This is a genomic window from Pirellulales bacterium, assembly GCA_035656635.1.
Classification (GTDB): domain Bacteria; phylum Planctomycetota; class Planctomycetia; order Pirellulales; family JADZDJ01; genus DATJYL01.
In genome coordinates, this window is sequence record DASRSD010000145.1 from 74,852 (window position 1) to 97,060 (window position 22,209).

The 22,209-nt window shown below is 55.4% G+C and carries 14 protein-coding genes; 6 read left to right on the forward strand and 8 right to left on the reverse strand.

Annotated features, from left to right (window positions below; all coding sequences use genetic code 11):
* Nucleotides 1-24: 24 nt before the first annotated feature.
* The gene (locus tag VFE46_13985) at nt 25-1,008 is read left to right on the forward strand and encodes an aldo/keto reductase (protein ID HZZ29103.1); all 984 of its coding nucleotides are present in this window, start codon (nt 25-27) and stop codon (nt 1,006-1,008) included.
* A 446-nt stretch (nt 1,009-1,454) separates the two neighbouring features.
* Nucleotides 1,455-3,065, forward strand: coding sequence for a porin (locus tag VFE46_13990; GenBank protein HZZ29104.1), 1,611 nt, complete (start codon nt 1,455-1,457; stop codon nt 3,063-3,065).
* Nucleotides 3,066-3,134: 69 nt separating this feature from the next.
* Here VFE46_13990 and VFE46_13995 read toward each other — a convergent pair whose 3' ends face one another.
* Nucleotides 3,135-4,781, reverse strand: a complete 1,647-nt coding sequence (locus tag VFE46_13995; protein ID HZZ29105.1) for a TolC family protein — start codon at nt 4,779-4,781, stop codon at nt 3,135-3,137.
* A 395-nt stretch (nt 4,782-5,176) separates the two neighbouring features.
* Here VFE46_13995 and VFE46_14000 point away from each other — a divergent pair, with 395 nt between their 5' ends.
* The 3 genes from VFE46_14000 to VFE46_14010 all read left to right on the forward strand — a co-directional run bounded on the left by VFE46_14000 (nt 5,177) and on the right by VFE46_14010 (nt 10,448).
* Nucleotides 5,177-8,422, forward strand: a complete 3,246-nt coding sequence (locus VFE46_14000; protein ID HZZ29106.1) for an efflux RND transporter permease subunit — start codon at nt 5,177-5,179, stop codon at nt 8,420-8,422.
* 91 nt (nt 8,423-8,513) lie between these two features.
* Complete coding sequence (locus tag VFE46_14005; protein HZZ29107.1) at nt 8,514-9,890, forward strand: efflux RND transporter periplasmic adaptor subunit; 1,377 nt, start codon at nt 8,514-8,516, stop codon at nt 9,888-9,890.
* A 123-nt stretch (nt 9,891-10,013) separates the two neighbouring features.
* On the forward strand, nt 10,014-10,448 hold the full coding sequence (locus tag VFE46_14010; GenBank protein ID HZZ29108.1) for a HEAT repeat domain-containing protein: 435 nt from the start codon (nt 10,014-10,016) through the stop codon (nt 10,446-10,448).
* Nucleotides 10,449-10,482: 34 nt separating this feature from the next.
* Here VFE46_14010 and VFE46_14015 read toward each other — a convergent pair whose 3' ends face one another.
* The 5 genes from VFE46_14015 to VFE46_14035 form a co-directional block, all read right to left on the reverse strand.
* Nucleotides 10,483-11,784, reverse strand: coding sequence for a thiamine pyrophosphate-dependent enzyme (locus VFE46_14015; GenBank protein ID HZZ29109.1), 1,302 nt, complete (start codon nt 11,782-11,784; stop codon nt 10,483-10,485).
* On the reverse strand, nt 11,679-12,173 hold the full coding sequence (locus tag VFE46_14020; protein HZZ29110.1) for a thiamine pyrophosphate-binding protein: 495 nt from the start codon (nt 12,171-12,173) through the stop codon (nt 11,679-11,681). The genes VFE46_14015 and VFE46_14020 overlap by 106 nt, the downstream gene beginning before the upstream one ends.
* A gap of 223 nt (nt 12,174-12,396) precedes the next feature.
* Complete coding sequence (locus tag VFE46_14025; protein HZZ29111.1) at nt 12,397-12,690, reverse strand: hypothetical protein; 294 nt, start codon at nt 12,688-12,690, stop codon at nt 12,397-12,399.
* Nucleotides 12,691-13,265: 575 nt separating this feature from the next.
* A complete protein-coding gene (gene gmd, locus VFE46_14030) occupies nt 13,266-14,294 on the reverse strand; it encodes a GDP-mannose 4,6-dehydratase (protein ID HZZ29112.1) in 1,029 nt (342 codons plus the stop codon).
* A gap of 74 nt (nt 14,295-14,368) precedes the next feature.
* Complete coding sequence (locus tag VFE46_14035) at nt 14,369-15,346, reverse strand: glycosyltransferase family 10 (GenBank protein HZZ29113.1); 978 nt, start codon at nt 15,344-15,346, stop codon at nt 14,369-14,371.
* 121 nt (nt 15,347-15,467) lie between these two features.
* Between VFE46_14035 and VFE46_14040 the strand changes: the two genes are divergently transcribed.
* A complete protein-coding gene (locus tag VFE46_14040) occupies nt 15,468-15,887 on the forward strand; it encodes a VOC family protein (GenBank protein ID HZZ29114.1) in 420 nt (139 codons plus the stop codon).
* 153 nt (nt 15,888-16,040) lie between these two features.
* On the opposite strand, the gene VFE46_14045 is transcribed toward VFE46_14040, so the two are convergent.
* Together VFE46_14045 and gltB are read right to left on the reverse strand one after the other, a co-directional pair.
* Complete coding sequence (locus VFE46_14045) at nt 16,041-17,528, reverse strand: glutamate synthase subunit beta (GenBank protein HZZ29115.1); 1,488 nt, start codon at nt 17,526-17,528, stop codon at nt 16,041-16,043.
* Between the two features lie 24 nt (nt 17,529-17,552).
* The gene (gene gltB / locus VFE46_14050) at nt 17,553-22,136 is read right to left on the reverse strand and encodes a glutamate synthase large subunit (protein ID HZZ29116.1); all 4,584 of its coding nucleotides are present in this window, start codon (nt 22,134-22,136) and stop codon (nt 17,553-17,555) included.
* Nucleotides 22,137-22,209: the final 73 nt, after the last annotated feature.

The window sequence follows — 22,209 nt, forward strand, 5'->3', positions numbered from 1 at the left end:
CTGAATTCAAAACAATTCAAAACCATGAAATATCGCACCTTCGGCAGCATCGGTTGGAACGTTTCCGAAATCAGCTTCGGCGCGTGGGCCATTGGCGGATCGTGGGGGGAGCAAAGCGAGGAAGAATCGATGGCCGCGCTGCACCGCGCGCTCGATGTCGGCATGAATTTTATCGATACGGCCGATGTGTACGGCGACGGCCGTAGCGAACGGTTAATCGCCCGGCTGCGGCGCGAGCGCAAAGAGCCGTTTTACGTGGCCACGAAAGCGGGCCGGCGACTCAATCCCCATACAGCCGAGGGTTACAACGAAACAAATCTCGCGCAGTTTGTGGAACGCAGCTTGAAGAATCTGGAAGCGAACGTTTTGGACCTCGTGCAACTGCATTGTCCGCCGACCGATGTTTACTACCGGCCGGAAGTGTTCGAGGCGCTCGATCGGCTCGTCGCCGCGGGAAAAATTCGCCATTACGGGGTAAGTGTGGAACGGGTGGAAGAGGCGCTGAAAGCGATAGAATATCCGGGCGTGCAAAGCGTGCAGATTATTTTCAACATGTTCCGTCACCGGCCGGCGGAATTGTTTTTTGCCGAAGCCAAGCGGCGAAACGTGGCTGTAATTGTGCGCGTGCCGCTGGCCAGCGGATTGTTGACCGGCAAGTTGCAGCGGAATTCACACTTTGAACCGGACGATCATCGGCAATTCAATCGCCACGGAGAAATGTTTGATCGAGGCGAAACTTTTTCCGGCGTCGACTACGATATCGGGCTGCAAGCGGTGGAACATCTACGAGCGCTGGTTCCGGCTGGCGCTAGCCTGGCACAGATGGCGTTGCGCTGGATTTTGATGTTCGACGCCGTTTCGACTATCATTCCCGGTGCCCGGCGGCCGGCCCAGGTGGAAGACAACGCCGCCGCCTCTGCTCTGCCGCCACTTACCGAACCTCAAATGGCTGTGGTCCGCGATTTATATCACCGCCGTATTCGGCCGCTGGTCCACCACCGCTGGTAAATAAAGCTAATTGCGCGATAACACCGCTGGCGGGGAGGCCTGCAAACGAGTGTGTTTTTCTCCAGCGCATCTGAATCCGCTTAAATCGGCGGGCAAATTGCGATGTGGCATTTTGCATTACCCAGGCAAACTGTGCCGATTAGCGCGAAAGTTCTCGAATGCGCCACGAATACCGTCGAAAACGATTAAAACGCCTGTGCCGATGGCACGGGTGGTAATGTCTTTGTGGGACGGCTGACTCGACACCGAGAGGCGGTCTGTGATTTGGAGCGCTTCGCTCATCATCTAGATCGCAAGGAACCTGTGCCGTGATCCATCGCATTCGGGAAGCGCCTGGGGCTGTCTTGTTCGTCCTTTTGCTCTCGTCATCGCTTTTAGTTTGGGCAGATGAGAGCATACCATCGCCTGCAACCGTTCTGTCGCATCAAACTGAGAGTCCCATTTTTATGCCAGCGCCGCCTACCGGTTCCGCTGTGGCATCATCGAACGTCGATCTGCAAGCCATTTACCGTCGTCTGGAACAACAAGACGAGGAATTGCGGCAACTGCGAGATCAATTGGGCACTATGCAAAATAGCGTCCATGCTTTGCCATCTGTCTCGAACGAAGAATTGTCGGCGCCCCAGCTAGGAATTATGCAAGCTGGTGGAATCGATAGTCCGCAGATTTTCCAATTGCAAGACCGGATGTCCGCGATGGAAAAGCGTTTGGACGCCAATGATGCAGCCGCCGGCAGTGCACCTCCTGGCTATGAAGTGGGAAGCGATTTGCATTTCTCGGCTACCTGGGCCAAGGGCTTGCAGTTCGAAACGCCCAACAAAGATTTTCGCTTTCACGTGGGCGGAGTGCTGCAGTTCGACCTGAATTATTTCGACAATCCGCATGGGATTCAGGCGCCCGCAGCCGCCGGCGGCATTGGCCGACAGCCAGATTCGCTCGATTTCCGTCGCATACGGCTCCGCATGGACGGCACCATGTATGAAGTTTTCGATTGGATCGTGCAGGTCGACTTCGCGAACCTGGTCACTCCCGCCGGCAGTCCGAATGCGCAGTCACCGGCCACCACCAGCCCGGCCTTCGACGAAATGTACATCAACTGGGGCCAGATACCTTACATCGGCAACTTGCGGTTCGGCAATATCAAGGAGCCCATGGGCTTTGAACACATGATGACCGACTCGCAATTGCCTTTCATGGAACGATCGTATTTGCAGGACTTTGTATTCGGTCCATTCAACGGCGGCTACGCGCCAGGGATTGAAATGATCAATTGGCGCCAGGATTTGAAAGGCACGTATTCGCTGGGTTGGTTTGGCGCCGACGACGATCAATTTGGCTTCAGCTTGGGCAACGATTATGCCGGCACCGGCCGACTCACGTGGTGTCCGATTTACGATGAACCGTCGAATGGCGCCTATATGATGCACTTGGGAGTGTCCGGCAGTGTTCAAAGCACCGACGAAGGGTTTGTACGGTTGCGAACGCGGGGCGATATTCGCAGCGGCCCGCCGGGTATTTTGAATCCTATTTATATCGACACCAACTATACCGGCACCATTGACGCCATCTCGCAAAACATCTTTTGTGGCGAATTTGCCTGCGTGATGGGCTCGTTCAGCGTAGTCGCGGAATATGCGGGCACGACGATTCCCAACGCAACCGTCGCCGGTGTAAATCATGGCACGCCGTTATTTCAGGGCGGTTACATTCAGTGCGCCTACTTGCTGACCGGCGAGCACGAAGTTTACGACCGCAAGCGGGCAACTTTTGAAAGAATTGTGCCGTATGAAAATGCGTTTTGGGTTCGCGACACAAATGGTAATTGCTGCCATGGCTGGGGCGCCTGGCAGATATTGGCGCGCTATAACACCATTGATCTGAACGACAACGGAATTACCGGCGGCGAGCTCAATAGCTTTAGCCTGGGCGTGAATTGGACTTGGAATGCCCAAGCTCGAATGCAATTTAACTACGATTTCACCAACCGCAGCGCCATCAAAACGACATCGCAGGCGGACCTAAACTCGGTGGGTACGCGGTTTAGCTTTGACTTTTGACACGTCGCGTCTTGACTGTTCAAGCATTTAAAATTTTAGCGATTGCCTGTTAAGTGCCATTCACGCTTTTTAACGATGCTCTGTCGGTCGATATACTGTCGCAACGGCGGACGAACCCATTTCAGGCGGGCGCTGGCAATTGGTCGGTTGCGGATCGCCCCAGCCGGGATTGCACGTCATCTGCTGCGCGGGAAAACCGAGGGCGTGGTACAGTCGGAATTCTGCGCGATTGTAATCGTTGATGCTGGTATAGTAATCGCTATACGCTTGCTGCAATTGCAATAGCGCGGCGGTCACTTCCTGAGGACGAATCACGAGTTCCAACTGTTGCCCGACCTGAATCGTTTCGCTGAGCCCTTTCAAATTGCCTTTGAACGAGGCTTCGGCGGAGGCCAATCCATATTCTGCTTGCTTGATTCGCGCAGCGGCCGCGATGACTTGCGCCTGGGCCTGGACAATTTCCGCCGCCACCCGATCCTGAACGCGAAATAATTCCACCATTGCCTGCCGTTCTTCACCCATCCGCTCGTGAACCAGGCCTGCATTTCCAGCGCCTAAGTTTTGCAATTCCCAAACGACTTGAAAATCCCAATCGCTGCGGCCTGTTGAAATCGGATTGGCACCGGTGACATTGGCTTCATAAAAACCGGCTCCTAGCGTATCGCCCGGATTCGCCGACCCCTGCACCACCAAGCTAGGAATTAGCGGCCGCATTCGTTCCTGCTTTAACCGCGCAATGGTTGCTTGCACCACGGCCTTTTGCGATGCCAATTCCGGACGCGTGAGCAAGCCTTCGGGAATCAATTCATCGACCGATTTTTCGGGCGACACTATCGTCACTTGCAATTGCGGCGGTTCCAGCGGCACGATAACCGCCGCCGGATTCAATCGCAGCACGCGGGTTAAGTTGGCGCTATTAATGCGCCAATCTTGTCGGGCAGTAGTCGCCCGCTGTTCCAATTCTGCCAACGTGGTTTGAGCCCGTTGAACTTCAATTGGCGCAGCTAATCCTTGCGACAGCGATTGCACGGTTTTTAGAAGCTCGCGCCCTTTCGCTACGGCATCTTCGTCGCCGGCCAACACTCCTCGCGATTGCTGTACCAGAAAATACGCATCGGTCATATCCAGCAGCGCATCGTTTTTTGCGGCCTGCACGTCGTAATTTCGGGCCCGGTAAAGTTGCTTTGCGGAAAGCGGCTCGTAAATTGCGTCCGCTAATGCAAAAATGGCTTTCAATCCGCCGCCGGTTAAAAACTGGTTTCGGTCGTTGATCGAAACTTCGCCCTCAGCGCGCTGTTGGCCACCATCGTGGCGTTGATAATCGCTCCCCAAAATTAAATCGGGCAACCACAACACTTGGGCTTGCTGGACGCGACCATAAGAAGTCATCTCGCTTGCTATCGCGGCTTGAATGACTAAAGGCCGCGCACTGGAAAGGCGCATGGCCGTGGCCAAATTAATCGGCAAAGCCGCGTCGATTTGCTCCGGCTGTGCTGCGGGAATGTTTGGGGCAGCGCCGGCATCACTGAGGTTCGGAATCGCTGGCTCTGGTTCACCTTGGAGCCACGCCAGCGAACTGGGACACAGCCTGGCCGGCGAAGCAGGCCGTTGTTGGTATTCTGGCCGCGGATCATACCCGAACGAAGGATTTCCTCGCGGAACGGTTTCCGGAGATTGGCCGTATAGAACCGCCGCTGGGGCGGTGAAAAGCAACATCGCCGCCAAGAGTATGAAGCTAACTCGCATGAATTAGCCCCCTCGACAGCAATTGTTTTTGAAAGGTCGACACGGATTTTTAGCCCGAATAATCGCCTCCCTTGCAGCCCGTATCATCGGCATTGCCGGCCTTTAACCGGAGGAATTCGGGCCATAACATTGATGCAGTCGTATTAAACGTATGCTGGCATTGCTTACCCGCCCGGCCAACTCGAATTAATCGATAGGCAGGCACTCAAAAAATCGCCTTTCGAAGCACACGAAATCACTTGGCAGCGTTGAACTTACAGCGCCCCGGGATTCGCAAAAACTATGCTTCGTCGTATATTTTTGAACTGCCGCCAAAATAGGAAAACCGGTGGGAATGGGAAACGTGCTGCTGCAAGGAGCAGGGAGTGAAGCTGATTGTCTTTGCGATGAAGCATCCGGTGACGACCGTGATGCTTGTTGTTTCGATCGTGCTGGGCGGCTGCCTGGCCCTCTCGCGCATGCGCATCGATATCTTTCCGCCTATCAACATGCCGCAGATTTATGTGTTCTGCAATTATGGCGGCATGGACCCCGGCCAAATGGAAGGGCTGCTGGTCAATCAGTTTGAGATTTCTTTTCAATACGTCGACGGCGTGAAATCGATTGAATCGCGCTGCATTTCGCAAGTGGCGGTCATCAAGCTGTCGTTCTATCCCGATACCGACATGGCCAAAGCGATGGCTTCGGTAGTCAGCCAGGCCAATCGCGCGCAAGCGACGATGCCTCCCAACGTGTTGCCGCCGCTGATTATGCAAATGGATGCCGGCAGCGTGCCCGTGGGTTATCTCGTGTTGCAAAGTAAAACCGCTTCGCTGGGAACGATGGGTGATTTGGCCCAAATGCGAGTTCGAGCCCTGGTGCAATCCAATGTGCCTGGCACGGTCGCTACTTCGCCTTTCGGCACCAATGTGCGGGCGATTGTCATCAGCGTTGACCCCGATCGGTTGCGCTCTTACGACCTAACGCCGGAAGATGTGGTTTCCGCAGTTCAAGCGGGCAATTTCATCAGCCCGTCGGGCAATGTGTACATCGAAGACGAAATGCCGCTGGTGCCCAACAATGCCATGATTGGCAATTCGGCAGACTTCGCAAATATTCCAATTAAAACCGGCCGGAATGTTTATGTGCGCGATGTCGGCACCGTGGCCGATGCCACCGACCTGAACTACGGCTATGGGCTGGTCAATGGCCACAAATCGGTATACTTGCCGATCGTGAAAAAAAGCACCGCTTCCACGCTGCAAGTGGTGGCCGATATTCACAAGGCCATGCCGCTTTTCAAAAGCGTGCTGCCAGACGATGTGGATATTAGTTTTGAATTCGACGAATCGCCCACGGTCGTTCGCTCCATCAAAAATGTCGGCACGGAAGGCTTAATCGGCGCCACATTAACTGGCCTGATGGTGTTATTATTCCTGCGCGATTGGCGCAGCGTGTTGGTCGTGGTGGCAAATATTCCGCTGGCACTATTAGGAGCGCTGTTCGCGCTGTGGATCACCGGTTGCACAATCAATATTATGACGCTCGGCGGGCTAGCGCTGGCGATTGGCATCTTGGTCGACGAAGCGACGGTCTCGATCGAAAATATCCACGTACAAATGACGCGCACGAAGTCCTTGGCCCGAGCGGTGGAACGGGGCGGTGCGGAAACGGCCATTCCCCGATTTTTGGCGCTCGTTTGCATTTTGTCGGTATTCATTCCGGCATTTATCATGGCCGAGCCGATCCGTTCGTTCTTCGTGCCGCTGGCGCTAGCTGTCGGCTTTGCGATGACGACCTCGTATTTCCTTTCCAGCACGCTCGTTCCGGTGTTGTCGGTGTGGTTGTTGAAACATCACGGAAAGACGCACGAAGAACACTCGCAAGGGCTGTTTGCACGGGTAGAACGGGTGTTTGGCGGCGTGGTGAAGCAGCTCGTATTGTGGCGCTGGGTGGTAGTGCCATCTTACTTAGTTGTTTGCCTACTGATCCTGTTGGTCGTGGGGACTAACCTAGGAACAGAGTTATTTCCGCAAGTCGATGCCGGCGAATTCGTGCTTCGATTCCGCGCCCCGCCCGGCTCCAACTATGAAATCACCCGCGAAATTGCCGTGAAGGCCTTGCAAATCATCGAGCAAGAAGCCGGCGGCCCCGGCAGCATCGATATTTCCATGGGCTTTGCCGGCCAGCAAGCGCCCACGTACTCGATGAACAATTTAATTTTGTTCATGCGCGGGCCAGATGACGGCCAAATGCGCATCGCCTTGAACGAAAACTTTGACGTTCGCCTGGACGAGTTGCGCGAGCGATTGCGCAAGCTCTTGCCGGAAAAAATCAAGCCGTGGCTGGCCGAGTTGCTCCAGCAGAAAGGCTTGACGCCTGATTCGGCCAAGCAACGCGCCGATTTGGTTACGTTCGGCTTTGAGCCCGGCGACATCGTTAGCGAAGTGATGAGCTTCGGCTCCCCCACGCCCATTGAGGTGGCTGTCGCCAGCCCGAACATGGCTGATTCCAAAATGTTCGCGATGCGGATAAAAAAAGAGCTCGAAAAAAATGATTATTTGCGCGACGTCGGTTTCCGCCAATCGCTCGATTACCCGACGGTGCCTGTAAAAATCGACCGAGAACGCGCCGGCCTCAGTGGACTGACTGCGCGCGACGTGGCCGATGCCATCTTGGTTAGCACTTCGTCCAGCCGTTATGTGGCACGCAATTATTGGCGCGATCCGAAAACGGGCATCGATTATCAAGTGGAAGTGCTGGTCCCCACGCCACGCATGAACTCGCCGCGGCAAGTGGAAACCATTCCGGTGCGGCACGTGGAGGGGGGCACCAATGTCCTGGTTCGAGATGTTGCCAACGTCATGGCCGGGGCTATGCCCGGCGAATACGACCGCAACACCATGCAACGCTACTTGAGTTTGACCGCGAATGTAGAAGGGGAAGATTTGGGCCGCGCCGGACGGCAAATTCACCGGGCGATCGAAGCTGCCGGTCAACCCCCTAAAGGCGTTCGCATTGAGGTGCGTGGGCAAATCACGCCGATGGAAGAAATGTTCCGCTCCATGGGTATTGGCTTAATTGCGGCGGTGATGGCAATTTTAATTATGCTCACCGCGTATTTTGAATCGCCTCGCTTGGCGCTTTCCGCGGTGGGCGCGGTGCCGGGCGTACTGACCGGCGTGGTATTGATTTTGTTTATTACCCGGACAACGTTAAATATTGAATCGTTCATGGGCTCCATCATGTGCATTGGTGTGTCGCTGGCGAATTCGGTCATGATGGTGTCGTTCATTTCCCGTGATTGGCGCGAAGGGAAGAACACCTTTGAAGCCGCCTGGTCGGGCGCACAAGAACGGTTGCGGCCAATTTTAATGACCGCTTGCGCGATGATCGCCGGCATGGTGCCCATGGCGTTGGCGCTGGAACACGGTACCGAAATGCAAGCGCCGCTGGGCCGCGCGGTAATTGGTGGCTTGGCGTTTTCCACCTTCGCCACGCTGTTCATTGTTCCGGCGGTATTTGCACTGTTGATGGGGAAGAAGCCGGCAATTTCGTTGTCGATGCATCCCGATGACCCCGAAAGCGCTCATTACCATGAAATGCGCGGCGAGGAAGGCAGCGGGGCGTAACGCCGCGGCAAGGAACAGCGCCAGCCGAAAACACAGAAGCAAGCTAAATTTGATAGATTATTGCGGATTAGAATTTCATCGAGCACATTCCGTGAAACGCATTTGGTTATCATTGACGATTGCCGGCAGTCTGCTTAGCGGCTGCTCCGACCCCGCAAGCCCTACGGGAAAGGCGATGGAGCTACGGCCCACGGTCACCGTTGCACAGCCGGAAATCCGCACGATTCATCGCTCCGTGGCTCAGCCCGGGGTGATCGAACCGTACGAGCAAACGTCCATTTTTTCTAAAGTCGCCGGGTTTGTGCAAAGGTGGAATGTCGACATAGGGGACCACGTGAAGAAGGATCAATTGCTGGCCGAAATTCTCGTCCCCGAATTGGCGGAAGAATACAACCAAAAAGTCGCGGTCGTGGAACAGCAAAAATCGATGGTCAAGCAAAGCGAGCAACTTATACACGTGGCCGAAAGCAATTTGCAAGCATCAATCGACGCCGTGAACGAAACGAAGGCAAATCTCACTCGTTATGCGGCCGATGTCGAACGTTGGGAGGGAGAGCTGGATCGGCTGAATAAAATGGTGCGCGATCAAGTCGTTAATCCCGAGGTATTGGCCGAAACGAAAAATCAAGCCAAGGCCAGTCAGTCGGCCTATGACGCAGCCCAGGCAGCCGTCAAAACCAAGGAATCGCAACAGTTGGCCTCTGCCGCCCAGGTCGATAAATGCAAAGCCGACTTGGCCGCCGCGGGGGCACAGGTGAAAGTTGCCGAGGCTGACGAACGGCGCATGGCCGCCATGTTCGCCTATACGAAAATTCTTGCCCCCTACGATGGCGTCGTCACCACGCGAAATATCAACACCGGCGACTTTGTCCGACCCGCTTCCGGCGACGCCTCCGGTGGGGAAGAAGGGGGCGCCTACGGGGTAAGCTCCATTCCGTTGTTCGTTGTCGCCCGCACCGATCCCATGATGTTTGTCATCGGCGTGCCAGAACTCGATGCACCGTATGTGTCGGTGGGAACCAAAGCGTCGTTGCGGCTGCAATCGCTGGCCGAACGGGAATACGACGTGCCTGTCACTCGCACTTCGCTGGCGCTGCGAAATCAAAGCCGTACCCTGCAGGCAGAAATCGATTTACCCAATCCGAAAGACGAACTGCTGCCGGGAATGTATGCCTATGGTTCCATCGAAATCGAGCGGCCTAAAGTGTGGGCCATTCCCAGTTCGGCAATTGTAGAAATTGGCAACCGCATGTGTTGCTACTTAGTGAACGAAGGGGTAGCCGTGCGAACACAAATTCAGGCCGGCGTAAGCGACGGCACTTGGACGGAAGTGGTCAAGCGACGAACTTATCCGACCAGTGGAGAACCGGGAGCGTGGGAAGATTTCAACGGCTCCGAGCGCGTCATTGACGGCGACCTCTCAGAAGTTGGCGACGGTAAGCAGGTGGCCGTCGAGAATGCGAAATAGCTCGAATTTTCGAGCAAATTGTCAAAACGAATGGTCGTTTACCAATCATGCCTGGCGAATGCTATGGTTGTTTGAGGCGGCAGTGATACGGTGCATTTCAACTGCTGAAAACGGAACGAGATGATGCTTCAAAACAGAGTGTCGATTTTGATCGCCTGCGGGATACTTGCTTTTGCCGGCTGCAACAACGAGCCGTCCATGGATAATTCCAAGCTTCCTCTTGCGGTGAACGTGACGGTGCAGCCGACTGATGCGCATCCCCCGCAAGTCGCAGCCGCCGATGCCTTGGGCCGCATTGGTGAGCCGGCCGTGGCGGCACTTTCCGATGCGCTGACCGACGGCAATCCGATTGTTCGCTTGCAATCTTGCCGCGCGCTGGCTTATATGGGCATTCAAGCCAAAGACGCGGTGCCGGCCCTCATTCGTACTTTAAACGATCCCGAAGAAGGGGTGCGGGAAGCGGCCGCGGAAGCGCTGGGACAAGTAGGATTGCCAGCCGCGCCGGCTGTGCCCACTCTCATCCAAATGTTGCGTGCGAAGACAGTGGGTGGTCAGTGATCGGTGGCCAGATGGGAAGTCGCGGGTCCCACTGCTATCCGTAATTCAACCGCTCAGGCACGCCGCGCGCAATGGGGACATCGATTAAGCGTGGCTGGTCGCTAGCCAGTGATTCTTTTATAGCATCACTCAAATCGCCCGGCTCAGTAATGCGCACCGCTTGTACGCCCAGCGATTCAGCCAGTGCGACCATGTCGACCTCCGGCTCAACAATGTCTAGCCCCACAAATTTTCCAGCCAGCGCTTGCGGCAATTGCAAACCGGCAGCGCCGACTTTGAGAATTTGATATTGGGCGTTGTTCGCAATTACAAACGTGACCGGAATGCGGTAACGGGCCGCCGACCACAACCCTTGAATGCCGTACATGGCGGCTCCTTCACCTAAAATGGCCATCACCGGCCGGCGCGGCCACGCCAACTTTACGCCCAAGGCAACGCCCAAGCCCCATCCCAAAGCCCAGCCGCGATGGCCAAAGTGGCCAGAGGTGTTTTTAAATGTCCCCAAGCGTTCCAACATGGTTCCGGTGGTGGTTACCGCTTCTTCCACGACGGCGGCATCCGGAGGAAGCACCCGGGCGATGGCCGCCATAAAGGCCAGCGGAGAAAGCGGTCGCTCGTTTTTCTGCGCATCGCACTCTTGCCAAGCAGCCTGGCAAGCCGCCGCGTGATCGAGCGCGAGGTGTTCTATTCGCTGCATGGCCATTTTTTTCTGCGCCGCTGTCATCCGCTGCGCCAGAATGGTTTCCAACTCCGCCAGTCCCGTTTTTGTGTCGCCGATCAGCCCAACTTCCAACGGATAATTTTTCCCGAGTTGATACGGATCTTCGTCGAGATGAATTAGCCGGGTTCCTTCAGGAATGGGGCAAGCTGGCTCGTAGTACACGTATTGCCGCAACAAATCCATGCCGACGACCAGCAGCACGTCATAATTTTGCAGGCGCTGGCGCACTTCGGGCGACCACAGGGGCAATCCCTGAGCATACAGCGGATGATCGCAGGGAAACGCCAGCCGGCCGTGCGTAGTGCCGCTTTCGGAAATAACTTGTAAGCCCAATCGCTCCGCCAGGCGAACCAACTCCCCCACGGCGTCGGCTTCCTGCACGCGGCTGCCGACCAAAATTGCAGCATTTTTAGACTCGATCAAAACTTCGGCTGCGCGGTTCAATGCTTCCAGCGGTGGGCGCACTCGGCGATCGGGCAGTCGTGCGGGAGTTAAGTCGAGCCCCTCGGTTACGGCAGTTTGCACATCCATCGGCAGCGACATAAACACGGGGCCAGTCGGCGGCGTAAGTGCTGTTTGAATAGCGCGGCGCGTGGCGGTAGGCAAATCTTCCACTCGCTCCACTTCCACGGCCGAACTACGTCGACCATACGGCCCCATAAAATAGGCTCTTCAAATTTCAAGCGACGGTCTTGCTGGCCTGCCGTAATTAACAGCGGAGTGCCTTCCCGGAAAGCGTTGTATAACATGCCCATGGCGTTGCCCAACCCGCAGCAAATGTGCAAGTTAACCACAGCCAGTGAGCGCGAAGCCATGGCGAAACCATCGGCCATCGCCACCAGCGGCACTTCTTGCAGTCCCAAGATGTACTGAAAGCGCGGATCGCCAGCCAAGGCATCGTTTAGCGGCAGCTCCGTGGTGCCGGGGTTGCCGAAAATGTGCCGTACACCGGCCGCAGCAAGCAAATCGAGAAACGCATCGATTCCGCGCATGAGCTGAGCCATTGACCAACGAAGGCTGAGATCGCCGCTGACAACAACGATCTCAGTGTAAGGTCTTGGCGGCCGGAATCAACAAGGGGCAAACGAGACTCCTGTTGATTCGCCGTAGGCTGGAGAAAAGCTCAATAAAAAATCCGCCGTGGGGGACCTTCGAAGTTGACCGTTCGAATGGTCCTCAGCGGCGGACGTAAGTTGGATCTGTCGCCACGAGCAACGCGAATTAGAACTATTGCGTTACGGTGTTTTTCGACTTCTGGCCGATGTAGGTTTCGTCGCCGGACATGCCGCTTTCGTCATGCGGCGGCCAGGTGACCGAGCCGAACCGTGGCGTCGCCTGGTAGCAATGGTTGGAACAAGCACAGCCGCCGGTGTAACCGCCGCAGTGGTCGCAGGGATCGGGCGTGGGAGGGCAGCTTTTCCAATCGCACCAATATTTTTCGCCACATCCGCCGCCGGGGCAGCTATATTGCTCGCCTGTGCAGTTGCTGCAAGAGAACCAGCTTTTCAGCCAGGAATCCAAAAAGCAGCAACTGTGCCCGCAGTTGTTGCATCCACAACCGCCACAGCCGCCCGAATCACAACCGCAGCTACCGCACGAAGCACAACCAGAGTTATTGCCACAGCCACAGTTATTACCGCAACCGCAGCTTTCGTCACAGCTGCAGCTATTGCAGCAACTGCCGCACGAGCCGCAGTGAGAACATGTATCGCAACTGCTGCATCCGCCACCGTGTCCGCAGCCGCAACTGTCGCAGCTGCCGCATTGATTGCAGCAACTATTGCAGCCTGTGTGCACACCGCAAAGATAATCCATATTGCAACAACCGCCAGATGCGGCCATGGCAATCGCCGACAAAGCGGCAGCCCACAACGCATGCTTGGTCATGACAGGTCCCCCCGAAATTTGCTGTCGAAGTAGGGCCGCGGAAAGAAGAACTGCGCGGTTACCTGAAGGCGTTATCGGCCGATAGAAACGGCGGAATCGAGAAAATCGTTATAACCGCTCCCAATGCATCGGCGGCAAACTCAACCAACCTTACGACTTTCCATGCCGCTACGCTGGATGGACAGAAGCCAAGCGTGCATTCACCGCTATCACGCGGCGGGCTTGATAGCAAGGGGAGCCGCTTGGTGCGCTGCCAAAGCCAAATCGGCATCGACCATCATTTCGGCCAATTGTTGAAATGATGTGCGCGGTTTCCAGCCAAGCTGCTGGCGTGCTTTGGTGGCATCGCCCACAAGATGAAACGGCTCGCTGGGGCGAAAATAACGCGGATCGATGTCCACATGCTGTTGCCAATCCAAATTCACGCGGTCAAACGCGATTTGCAAAAACTCGCGCACCGTGTGCGTTTCGCCAGTGGCAATGACAAAATCGTCGGGCTGACTTTGCTGCAGCATTAGCCACATCGCTTCGACGTAATCTTTGGCGTAACCCCAGTCGCGCTGGGCATCGAGGCTTCCCAACGACAAGCGATTTTCCAACCCCAAGCGAATTCGTGCGGCTGCGCGCGTAATTTTGCGCGTGACAAAATTTTCGCCGCGGCGAGGCGATTCGTGATTGAACAAAATTCCGCAGCAGGCAAACAGACCATACGCCTCACGATAGTTGACCGTTTGAAAATGCGCAAATACTTTGCCACAAGCGTACGGGCTGCGCGGGTGGAATCGGGTATCTTCGCGCTGCGGCGATTCCATGGCTTTGCCAAACATTTCGCTGGAAGAGGCCTGATAGAACCGCACCGACTTATGCTTATTCAATTGCCGGGCGGCTTCCAAGACGCGCAGCGTGCCCAGTGCGGTAATCTCAGCCGTGTAGAGCGGTTGATCGAATGAAGCCTGCACGTGGCTTTGAGCGGCCAGGTTGTAAATCTCGTCGGGCTGCACATCGAGCACCAAATTCGCCAGGCGAATGCCATCGATCATGTCATCGTAATGCAGCACCAGATTGGGGCTCGCGCCGTGCAAATTTCGATACAGATGCTCCAGCCGACCGGTATGCAGCGAGCTGGCCTGTCGGGCTAAACCATGAACCTCGTATCCTTTTTCCAAGAGCAACTCCGCCAGATAGGAGCCGTCCTGTCCGGTGATGCCGGTGATTAAAGCGCGGCGGGGTAAAATCATCGCAGAATGCTCGAAAGTTTACGGCAGGAGTTCAATGCGGAACTATTCAATTCATTTTTTGACGCACACGGCATTTAGCTTGCTTCGCGCATTTCGTCCCAGTGATACTTGGCCCAACGATTCAGCCGGCCCCAGTTTTTTTTGAGCCGCAGTTTTGTATTGCGAGTCTGGCGAATCAGGAAGAGCCGCGGCTCAGGCTTTTTCAGCGCGATTGGCGTTTGGGGCGACGATAAAATCTTTTCGAACTGTGCCAGTACATTTTGCTTGTCAACAAAGGCGTTCGGACGGTTGCCGTGAAACCACGGCTGGCTTACATATTGGCAATACAACTCGTCGTTGCGATCCACTTCAATAATGCGTTCGATCAGCGCGCGGGGACTGCCATAATCGAAATAGTTCAAAAAGCTGGCCGGGTTAAAATCGCGGTGCACCAGCGGGTTGCCCCAATAAATGGGCAAGCTGTTCATGAGCATCGGCTGGCCAATTTTTTCCGTCGTATAGCCAGGATAGCTGGAGTTTTCAAACGCGAGGGTAAATTTGTATTGGCGGATGAATTCCAGTTTATCTTTGACCCGCCCCCCGACATTGTTGAACAGCCGCCCGCCGGCATCTACGTGTTTGTACTTCGAAAGCTCGCGAAAAAATGCGTTGCGGAACCGGCAATAGCGGTTGGAATACACAAAATTGCAGAACTGGATTTTTTCCGCCAGAACTTTTTGGGGATCGACCGTGGTCTTCACCAATCGACCGACGTCGCAATGCAAAGCGTATTGCGGCAGGCGATAATGATTAGGATGATCGCAATAATCGAAGGTGAACGCGTAATCGCAATCTGCGAAATTCGGCCGCAAATTTTCCGAGGTGTAGTAAACGCGCGTGCAAGGGTAACGGCGAAAGTTTTCTCGCGAACCGTAGCAACTGTAAATTACAATCTCGGGCTGATCGGAAAGCTCGACGTCGTACTTCTCGCGCAATAATCGCGTGAAGTAATGATTGGCCGGATTCATCGCGGCCTTAAAATCGCTGAATGCCAACCGCAGCCGAGGCTTCATGGAAATCCTGCGGAAATAGATGGGCAAAATTTCGCTGCTTCCCCAATGCACCGCCGTAAATTGGGGCGGTATGATACTGTTTGCCCAGACTTTGCCAAACGCCATTTTCTTTCGAGCCGCTATGCCAGCCGCGCTGCCAATTTCTGAACTGAACCATGTGGCGCTGGTCACTCGCCACCTCGATGCTAGCAAGAAGTTCTACAACGAGGTGCTGGGCTTCCGCGAAGTGCCGCGGCCAAATTTCACGTTTCCCGGCGCATGGTTGTTCGGCCATGGATTAATGATCCACCTTCTCGGTCACAATCCCGCAGCCAACGAACAACCGAGCCCAGCAGCGGCCGAAATTCTAACCCGCGAATACCATTTGGCGCTGCATACCGACGATTTGTCCACTGTCGAGCGGTTACTAACGGAACACGGCATACTGTTCCGCCGGAACCGGCAGGCCGACACCGGCGTAAAGCAGATTTTTTTTCAGGACCCGGACGGCTTTCATATTGAAGTGGGCGCCTATCCCCCAAACCCACCAGCACCGGGTTAAAAGCACGGGGTGTCTAACGACACAAAAGAGGCTCCCTGCGAGCAGCGGCTGGACGATCACAAGCAAGACGAAAATTCCAGCGGGAAGAAATAACCAGCCCGGCAGAGTTCGCAATCTGTGAAATCGGCTTCCGTTCCGTGTTGCTGTACCGATTTATTTCCACGCAAAATCGCCGGCGTTCACGCTCGGCAGGTGCGATACCCCCATCAGGTATTTATCGACGGCTCGGGCAGCTTCGCGCCCTTCGTGAATGGCCCACACCACCAAAGACTGCCCGCGACGCAAATCGCCAGCGGCAAACACGCCGGGCTGGCTCGTCATGTAGTTGGCATCCGTTTTTACATTGCCACGCGGATCCATTTCCAAATTCAAATCAGAAATCGCTCCGCGTTTTTCCGGCCCGACAAAGCCCATGGCCAATAACACGAGTTGGCAGGGCCACACTTCCTGCGTGCCTTCCATTTCCTTGAACACGTGGCGCCCTTGCTCGTCTTTGATCCATTCAATGCGCACCGTGACTAAACTCTCCACGTGACCGTGGGAATCGCCGCGGAATTCCTTCGTCAAAATGCCCCACTCGCGGCGACAGCCTTCTTCGTGCGAGGTGCTAGTGCGCATAATCATGGGCCACAACGGCCAAGGTGTATTGGCAGGGCGCTGATCAGCCCGCGGGTAATTTCCCACATCGGGCGGTTGCGGAAGCAGTTCGAACTGCGTGAGGCTTTTGCAACCTTGCCGGTTGGATGTCCCATCGCAGTCGCTGCCGGTATCCCCACCGCCGATGACAATCACGTCCTTGCCCGTCGCCAAAATCTGTTGGGAAATTACATCTCCCTGGTTCACTTTATTTTGTTGCGGAAGAAACTCCATGGCAAAATGAACGCCACCGAGGTCGCGGCCGGGAATTGGCAAATCGCGCCCTTGCGTGGCGCCACCGCAAAGCAAGATGGAGTCGTAATCACGGCGCAAATCAGCCGTCGCCACGTTGACCCCCACGTTGGCATTGTACTTAAATTCCACGCCCTCCTCTTGAAGTTGCTTAATCCGCCGCCAGATGCGCGATTTTTCCAGCTTGAAATCCGGAATGCCGTACATTAGCAAACCGCCCGGCCGATCGGCTCGCTCGAACACGGTGACATAATGTCCAGCGCGATTGAGTTGCTGCGCCGCCGCCAATCCCGACGGGCCGCTGCCAATGATGGCCACTTTTTTCTCTGTGCGAACCGTCGGTGGTTCCGCTACAATCCAGCCTTCATCAAATCCGCGATCGGCAATGGAACATTCAATTTGCTTAATCGCCACCGGATCTTCGTTAATGCCTAACACGCACGCCGCTTCGCACGGGGCAGGGCACACCCGTCCGGTGAATTCCGGAAAATTGTTCGTAGCGTGCAATCGATTGATGGCTTCCTGCCAGTGATCGCGGTATACCAAATCGTTCCAGTCGGGAATGATGTTCCCTAGCGGACAGCCGGTATGGCAAAAGGGGACGCCGCAATCCATGCACCGGGCGCCCTGTTTGCGCAGCTCGTCTTCCGACAATATCGTGAGAAATTCACGATAATGCTTGATTCGTTCCGGCACCGGCTCTTTGCCGCTGGTCTTGCGGCCATATTTCATAAACCCGCGAACGTCACCCATCGAATCCCGCCTGTCTCAAAAGAATTACACATTGACCACAGCCTTCGGCGCCGTTTCGGCTTCGGCCGAAGTTGGCAAATGAGCTTTGGCCATTTCCCCCAATGCACGTTTGTAATCGATCGGCATCACTTTCACGAACTTGCCGATCATGTCATCCCATTTTTCGAGTACACGCCGTCCAACCATGCTGCCCGTGTAATGCACATGCTGGGCAAGTTTTTTGCCGATGTATTCCCGATCGTCGTCCGATAACGCTTCCAACTCGACCATTTCCTGATTGACCAGTTTCGGGAAGCGACCCGTTTCATCCAGCACATAGGCAATGCCGCCGCTCATGCCGGCGGAAAAGTTACGACCGGTTTCGCCTAAAATAATGGCGCGGCCGCCGGTCATGTACTCGCAGCCATGGTCGCCCACACCTTCCACCACGGCGTGCGCGCCGCTGTTGCGGACGCAAAACCGCTCGCCAGCCACGCCCCGCAAATACAGTTCGCCACTGGTAGCGCCGTACAATACCACGTTGCCGGCGACAATGTTTTTCTCGGCAGCAAAGGAAGCTTCCCGCGGCGGATACACAATAATTCTGCCGCCCGAAAGTCCCTTGCCGCAATAGTCGTTAACATCTCCCTCCACGCGCACGGTTACGCCGTGTACGCCAAATGCCAGCAAGCTTTGCCCGGCCGATCCTTTGAAGTTGAGCTGAATGGTGTCTTCCTTGTCGAACCCGTGCGCGCCGTATTTCTGCGTGACTTCGCTCGAAAGGATGGTTCCGACCGTCCGGTTGATATTCCGAATCGGCAACTCGACGGTTACAGGCGTTTGATGCTCCAACGCTGGCCGGCACAAATCCAATATCTTGGTTACGTCTAACGATTCGTCCAAGCCATGTTCCTGAGCTTCCGCACAATACGTTTTAATATGCGCCGGCACGTCAGGCTTGTACAAAATGCTGGAGAAATCCAACCCTTTGGCTTTCCAATGGGCGATGGCTTTGCGCGTGTCGAGAATGTCGACACGGCCCACCATTTCGTTAATAGTGCGGAAGCCAAGCTGCGCCATCAGCTCGCGTAATTCCTCGGCCAGCAGGAAGAAGAAATTGACCACATACTCCGGCTTGCCATTGAACTTTTTCCGAAGTTCCGGGTCTTGTGTCGCTACACCGACCGGGCATGTATTGAGATGGCACTTGCGCATCATAATGCAGCCAATGGTTACCAAAGCCCCGGTTGCAATACCCCATTCTTCGGCGCCCAGCATGGCGGCAATCGCCACGTCTTTGGCCGTGCGAATCATGCCGTCGGTTTGCACAATAATGCGGCCGCGTAAATCGTTTTTCACCAGCACTTGATGAGTCTCGGCCAGGCCCAATTCCCACGGCAGGCCCGCGTGCTTGATCGAAGTTTGCGGGCTAGCGCCGGTGCCGCCATCGTGACCAGAAATAAGCACCACGTCCGATTTTCCCTTAGCCACGCCCGCGGCGACGGTGCCCACGCCGACCTCGGCCACTAGCTTCACGCTGATTCGTGCCCGGCGATTGGCGTTTTTTAAATCGTGGATGAGCTGCGCCAAATCTTCGATTGAGTAAATATCGTGGTGCGGCGGTGGTGAAATCAAACCCACCCCTGGCGTGCTGTGCCGAATGCGGGCAATTTCTTTGTCAACTTTATGGCCGGGCAACTGGCCCCCTTCACCTGGCTTGGCTCCCTGCGCCATCTTGATTTGAAGTTCTTTCGCGCTGTTCAGGTATTCACTGGTGACGCCGAACCGACCGCTGGCCACTTGCTTGATGGCGCTGGAACGCAAATCGCCGTTGGCGTCGGGCACATAGCGGGCCGCATCTTCGCCACCTTCTCCGGTGTTGCTTTTGCCGCCAATGCGGTTCATGGCGATGGCCAAAGTCTCATGCGCTTCCTTAGATATGGAGCCGTAGGACATGGCCCCCGTGGCAAATCGCTTGACAATTTCCTTGGCCGACTCCACTTCATCCAGCGGCACGGGCGCTGTGTTTTTGCGAAATTCCAGCAGGCCGCGCAACGTAAGCAGGCGCGTTTGCTGTTCGTCAATCAGTTTGCAGAACTGCTTAAATTCCACTCGGCTGTTGATGCGCGAGGCCTGCTGCAGCTTCGACACGACCTCGGGATTCATAATGTGCGCTTCGCCTTTGCGACGCCACTGATACTGGCCGCCGACATCCAAATCGAGCAGTTCGGGTACATCGGTCCGGGGATAAGCGTATTCGTGGCGATGGAGCGCTTCGTCAGCAATTTCTGAAAGGCCCACGCCCTGAATGCGGCTGGGGGTCCATGTGAAATACTCATTGACGAAATTCGAATTCAGCCCGACGGCTTCAAAAATTTGGGCCCCACGGTAGCTTTGTTGTGTGGAAATGCCCATCTTCGACATTACTTTCAGGACGCCTTTGACTGCCGCCTTCACATAATTTTTGTGTAACTGTTTGTGGGTGAGATTTTCTGGCAAGTAGTGCTGGGCCAGCATATCGTCGAGCGTGGCCAAGGCTAAATAGGGATTGACCGCTCCCGCACCGTAAGCTGTGAGCAACGCAAAATGATGCACCTCGCGAGCTTCGCCGGTTTCGATCACCAGGCCACATCGGGTGCGCGTTCCTTCACGCAGCAAATGGTGATGCACGTTGCTCACGGCCAGCAACGCGGGAATGGCCACGTTTTCGTGATTTACGCCGCGATCGGACAAAACAAGGATCGCCACGCCTTCTTCAATTGCCTGGCTAGCTTCGACGCGCAACTGCTTCAAGCGCTGCTCCAGACCTGCCGCGCCCGAGCTGCGCGGGAACAATATCGAAAGTGTTCGGCTGCGCAAACCCGGCGCGTTCAGTTCTTTAATTTTGGCCACTTCGCCGTTGGTAATCACCGGCGTTTCCATCCGCAGTAGACGGCATTGTTCCGGAGTTTCGTCGAGCAAATTTCCTTCGGAGCCAATCGTGGTAATCATCGACGTGATGATTTCTTCTCGAATCGCGTCGAGCGGCGGATTGGTTACCTGGGCAAACAGTTGCTTGAAGTAGTTGAATAACAACTGCGGCCGCTCGGAAAGCACCGCCAGCGGCGTGTCGTTGCCCATTGATCCGACGGGCTCGTAACCATCGGTCCCCATCGGCCCCATAATGATTCGCAAATCTTCCAGCGTGTAGCCAAACGCCCGCTGCAACTTCACCAACGGTTCGTCCAAGTGGCCGTTGACACCGGCAATATCGGGCAAATCGTCCAGCTTGATTTGGTTTTCGTTGATCCATTGCCGATACGGATGCCGCGCAGCCAGGCCGGTTTTAATTTCGTCGTCGCGAATAATGCGGCCTTGCGTGGTATCGACCAGGAACATGCGCCCCGGTCGCAAGCGGCCTTTGTATTCCACTTGGTCTTGCGGCAAGGCCAGCACACCGGCTTCGGAAGCCATTACCACCAGACCGTTTTTCATCACCCAATATCGGCTAGGACGCAAACCGTTGCGGTCTAGAGTCGCACCGATCACGGTGCCATCGGTAAATGCCATCGATGCCGGGCCGTCCCAGGGTTCCATCAGGCAAGCTTGATATTCGTAGTAGGCCTTCAACTCGTCCGGCATGCTTTCGTGTCCGCTCCATGGCTCCGGAATCAGCATCGACATGGCCTGCGCCAGAGACCGGCCCGTAAGCACCAGCAATTCCAACACGTTGTCGAAAATGGCGGAGTCGCTCGCCCCAGGGACACAAATCGGGCAAATTTTCTTGAGATCGGGCCCATACACGGGATGGTTAAGCATGCTTTCGCGCGCGTACATCCAGTTGACGTTGCCGCGCAGCGTGTTGATTTCGCCGTTGTGGGCCAGGTAACGGAACGGATGAGCCAAATCCCACGTCGGGAAAGTATTCGTGCTGTACCGTTGATGTACCAGGGCCAACGCCGAAACCATGCGTTCATCATGCAAATCTTCGTAGAAATACTCCACTTGATCGGCGAGCAACAATCCTTTGTAAACGATCACCCGCGACGAAAGCGTGCAGGTATAGCAACACTTTTTTTGCTGCAAGTCTTTTGCGGCCCGAATTTCTAATTCGTGCCGTTTGCGGATGACGTATAGTTTCCATTCGAATAAATCGGCCGGCGTGTTGTCCCCCCGGGCGATAATCGCTTGTCGAATGAGCGGCTCCACTTCGCGCGCCGTGCGGCCGATGCCGGCATTGTTGACCGGCACTTCGCGCCAACCCAAGAAGTTTTGTCCTTCGTCGGCGCAAATGGCTTCCAGGCGCTCCTCGCAAAATCGGCGTTCCTTTTCGTCGGGCGGCAAAAACACATTGCCAATGCCATAGCTGCCCAGCGCAGGCAATTGAATTCCTTGCTCCTGCAGTTTCGCCTGGAAAAAGTCGTGCGGCATTTGCACGAGAATGCCTGCACCGTCGCCGGTAAGCGGATCGCATCCACATGCTCCGCGATGCGTAAGGTTCACCAGGATTTCCAACCCTTGCCGCACAATTTGATGGCTTTTTTCGCCGTGCATATTGACGACGAAGCCGACACCGCAGGCATCATGCTCAAAAGCCGGGTCGTACAAGCCTTCGCACCGGCGCGGATCGTATGGAAATTGAGATTGCATAACCGTTACCCGTTCAATGATTCGATGAATTGCTTGTTTCCCTACGCACAATTGATTTATTTTGAATTGCGGC

What these genes read in the sequence shown, in the direction of transcription:
- VFE46_13995 (HZZ29105.1), bottom strand. Translation starts at nt 4,781, where the DNA reads ATGTTGCTTTTCACCGCCCCAGCGGCGGTTCTATACGGCCAATCTCCG.
- VFE46_13990 (HZZ29104.1), top strand. Translation starts at nt 1,455, where the DNA reads ATGCCAGCGCCGCCTACCGGTTCCGCTGTGGCATCATCGAACGTCGAT.
- VFE46_14035 (HZZ29113.1), bottom strand. Translation starts at nt 15,346, where the DNA reads ATGAAGCCTCGGCTGCGGTTGGCATTCAGCGATTTTAAGGCCGCGATG.
- VFE46_14045 (HZZ29115.1), bottom strand. Translation starts at nt 17,528, where the DNA reads ATGGGTGACGTTCGCGGGTTTATGAAATATGGCCGCAAGACCAGCGGC.
- gmd (HZZ29112.1), bottom strand. Translation starts at nt 14,294, where the DNA reads ATGATTTTACCCCGCCGCGCTTTAATCACCGGCATCACCGGACAGGAC.
- gltB (HZZ29116.1), bottom strand. Translation starts at nt 22,136, where the DNA reads ATGCAATCTCAATTTCCATACGATCCGCGCCGGTGCGAAGGCTTGTAC.
- VFE46_13985 (HZZ29103.1), top strand. Translation starts at nt 25, where the DNA reads ATGAAATATCGCACCTTCGGCAGCATCGGTTGGAACGTTTCCGAAATC.
- VFE46_14010 (HZZ29108.1), top strand. Translation starts at nt 10,014, where the DNA reads ATGCTTCAAAACAGAGTGTCGATTTTGATCGCCTGCGGGATACTTGCT.
- VFE46_14040 (HZZ29114.1), top strand. Translation starts at nt 15,468, where the DNA reads ATGCCAGCCGCGCTGCCAATTTCTGAACTGAACCATGTGGCGCTGGTC.
- VFE46_14020 (HZZ29110.1), bottom strand. Translation starts at nt 12,173, where the DNA reads ATGGCTCAGCTCATGCGCGGAATCGATGCGTTTCTCGATTTGCTTGCT.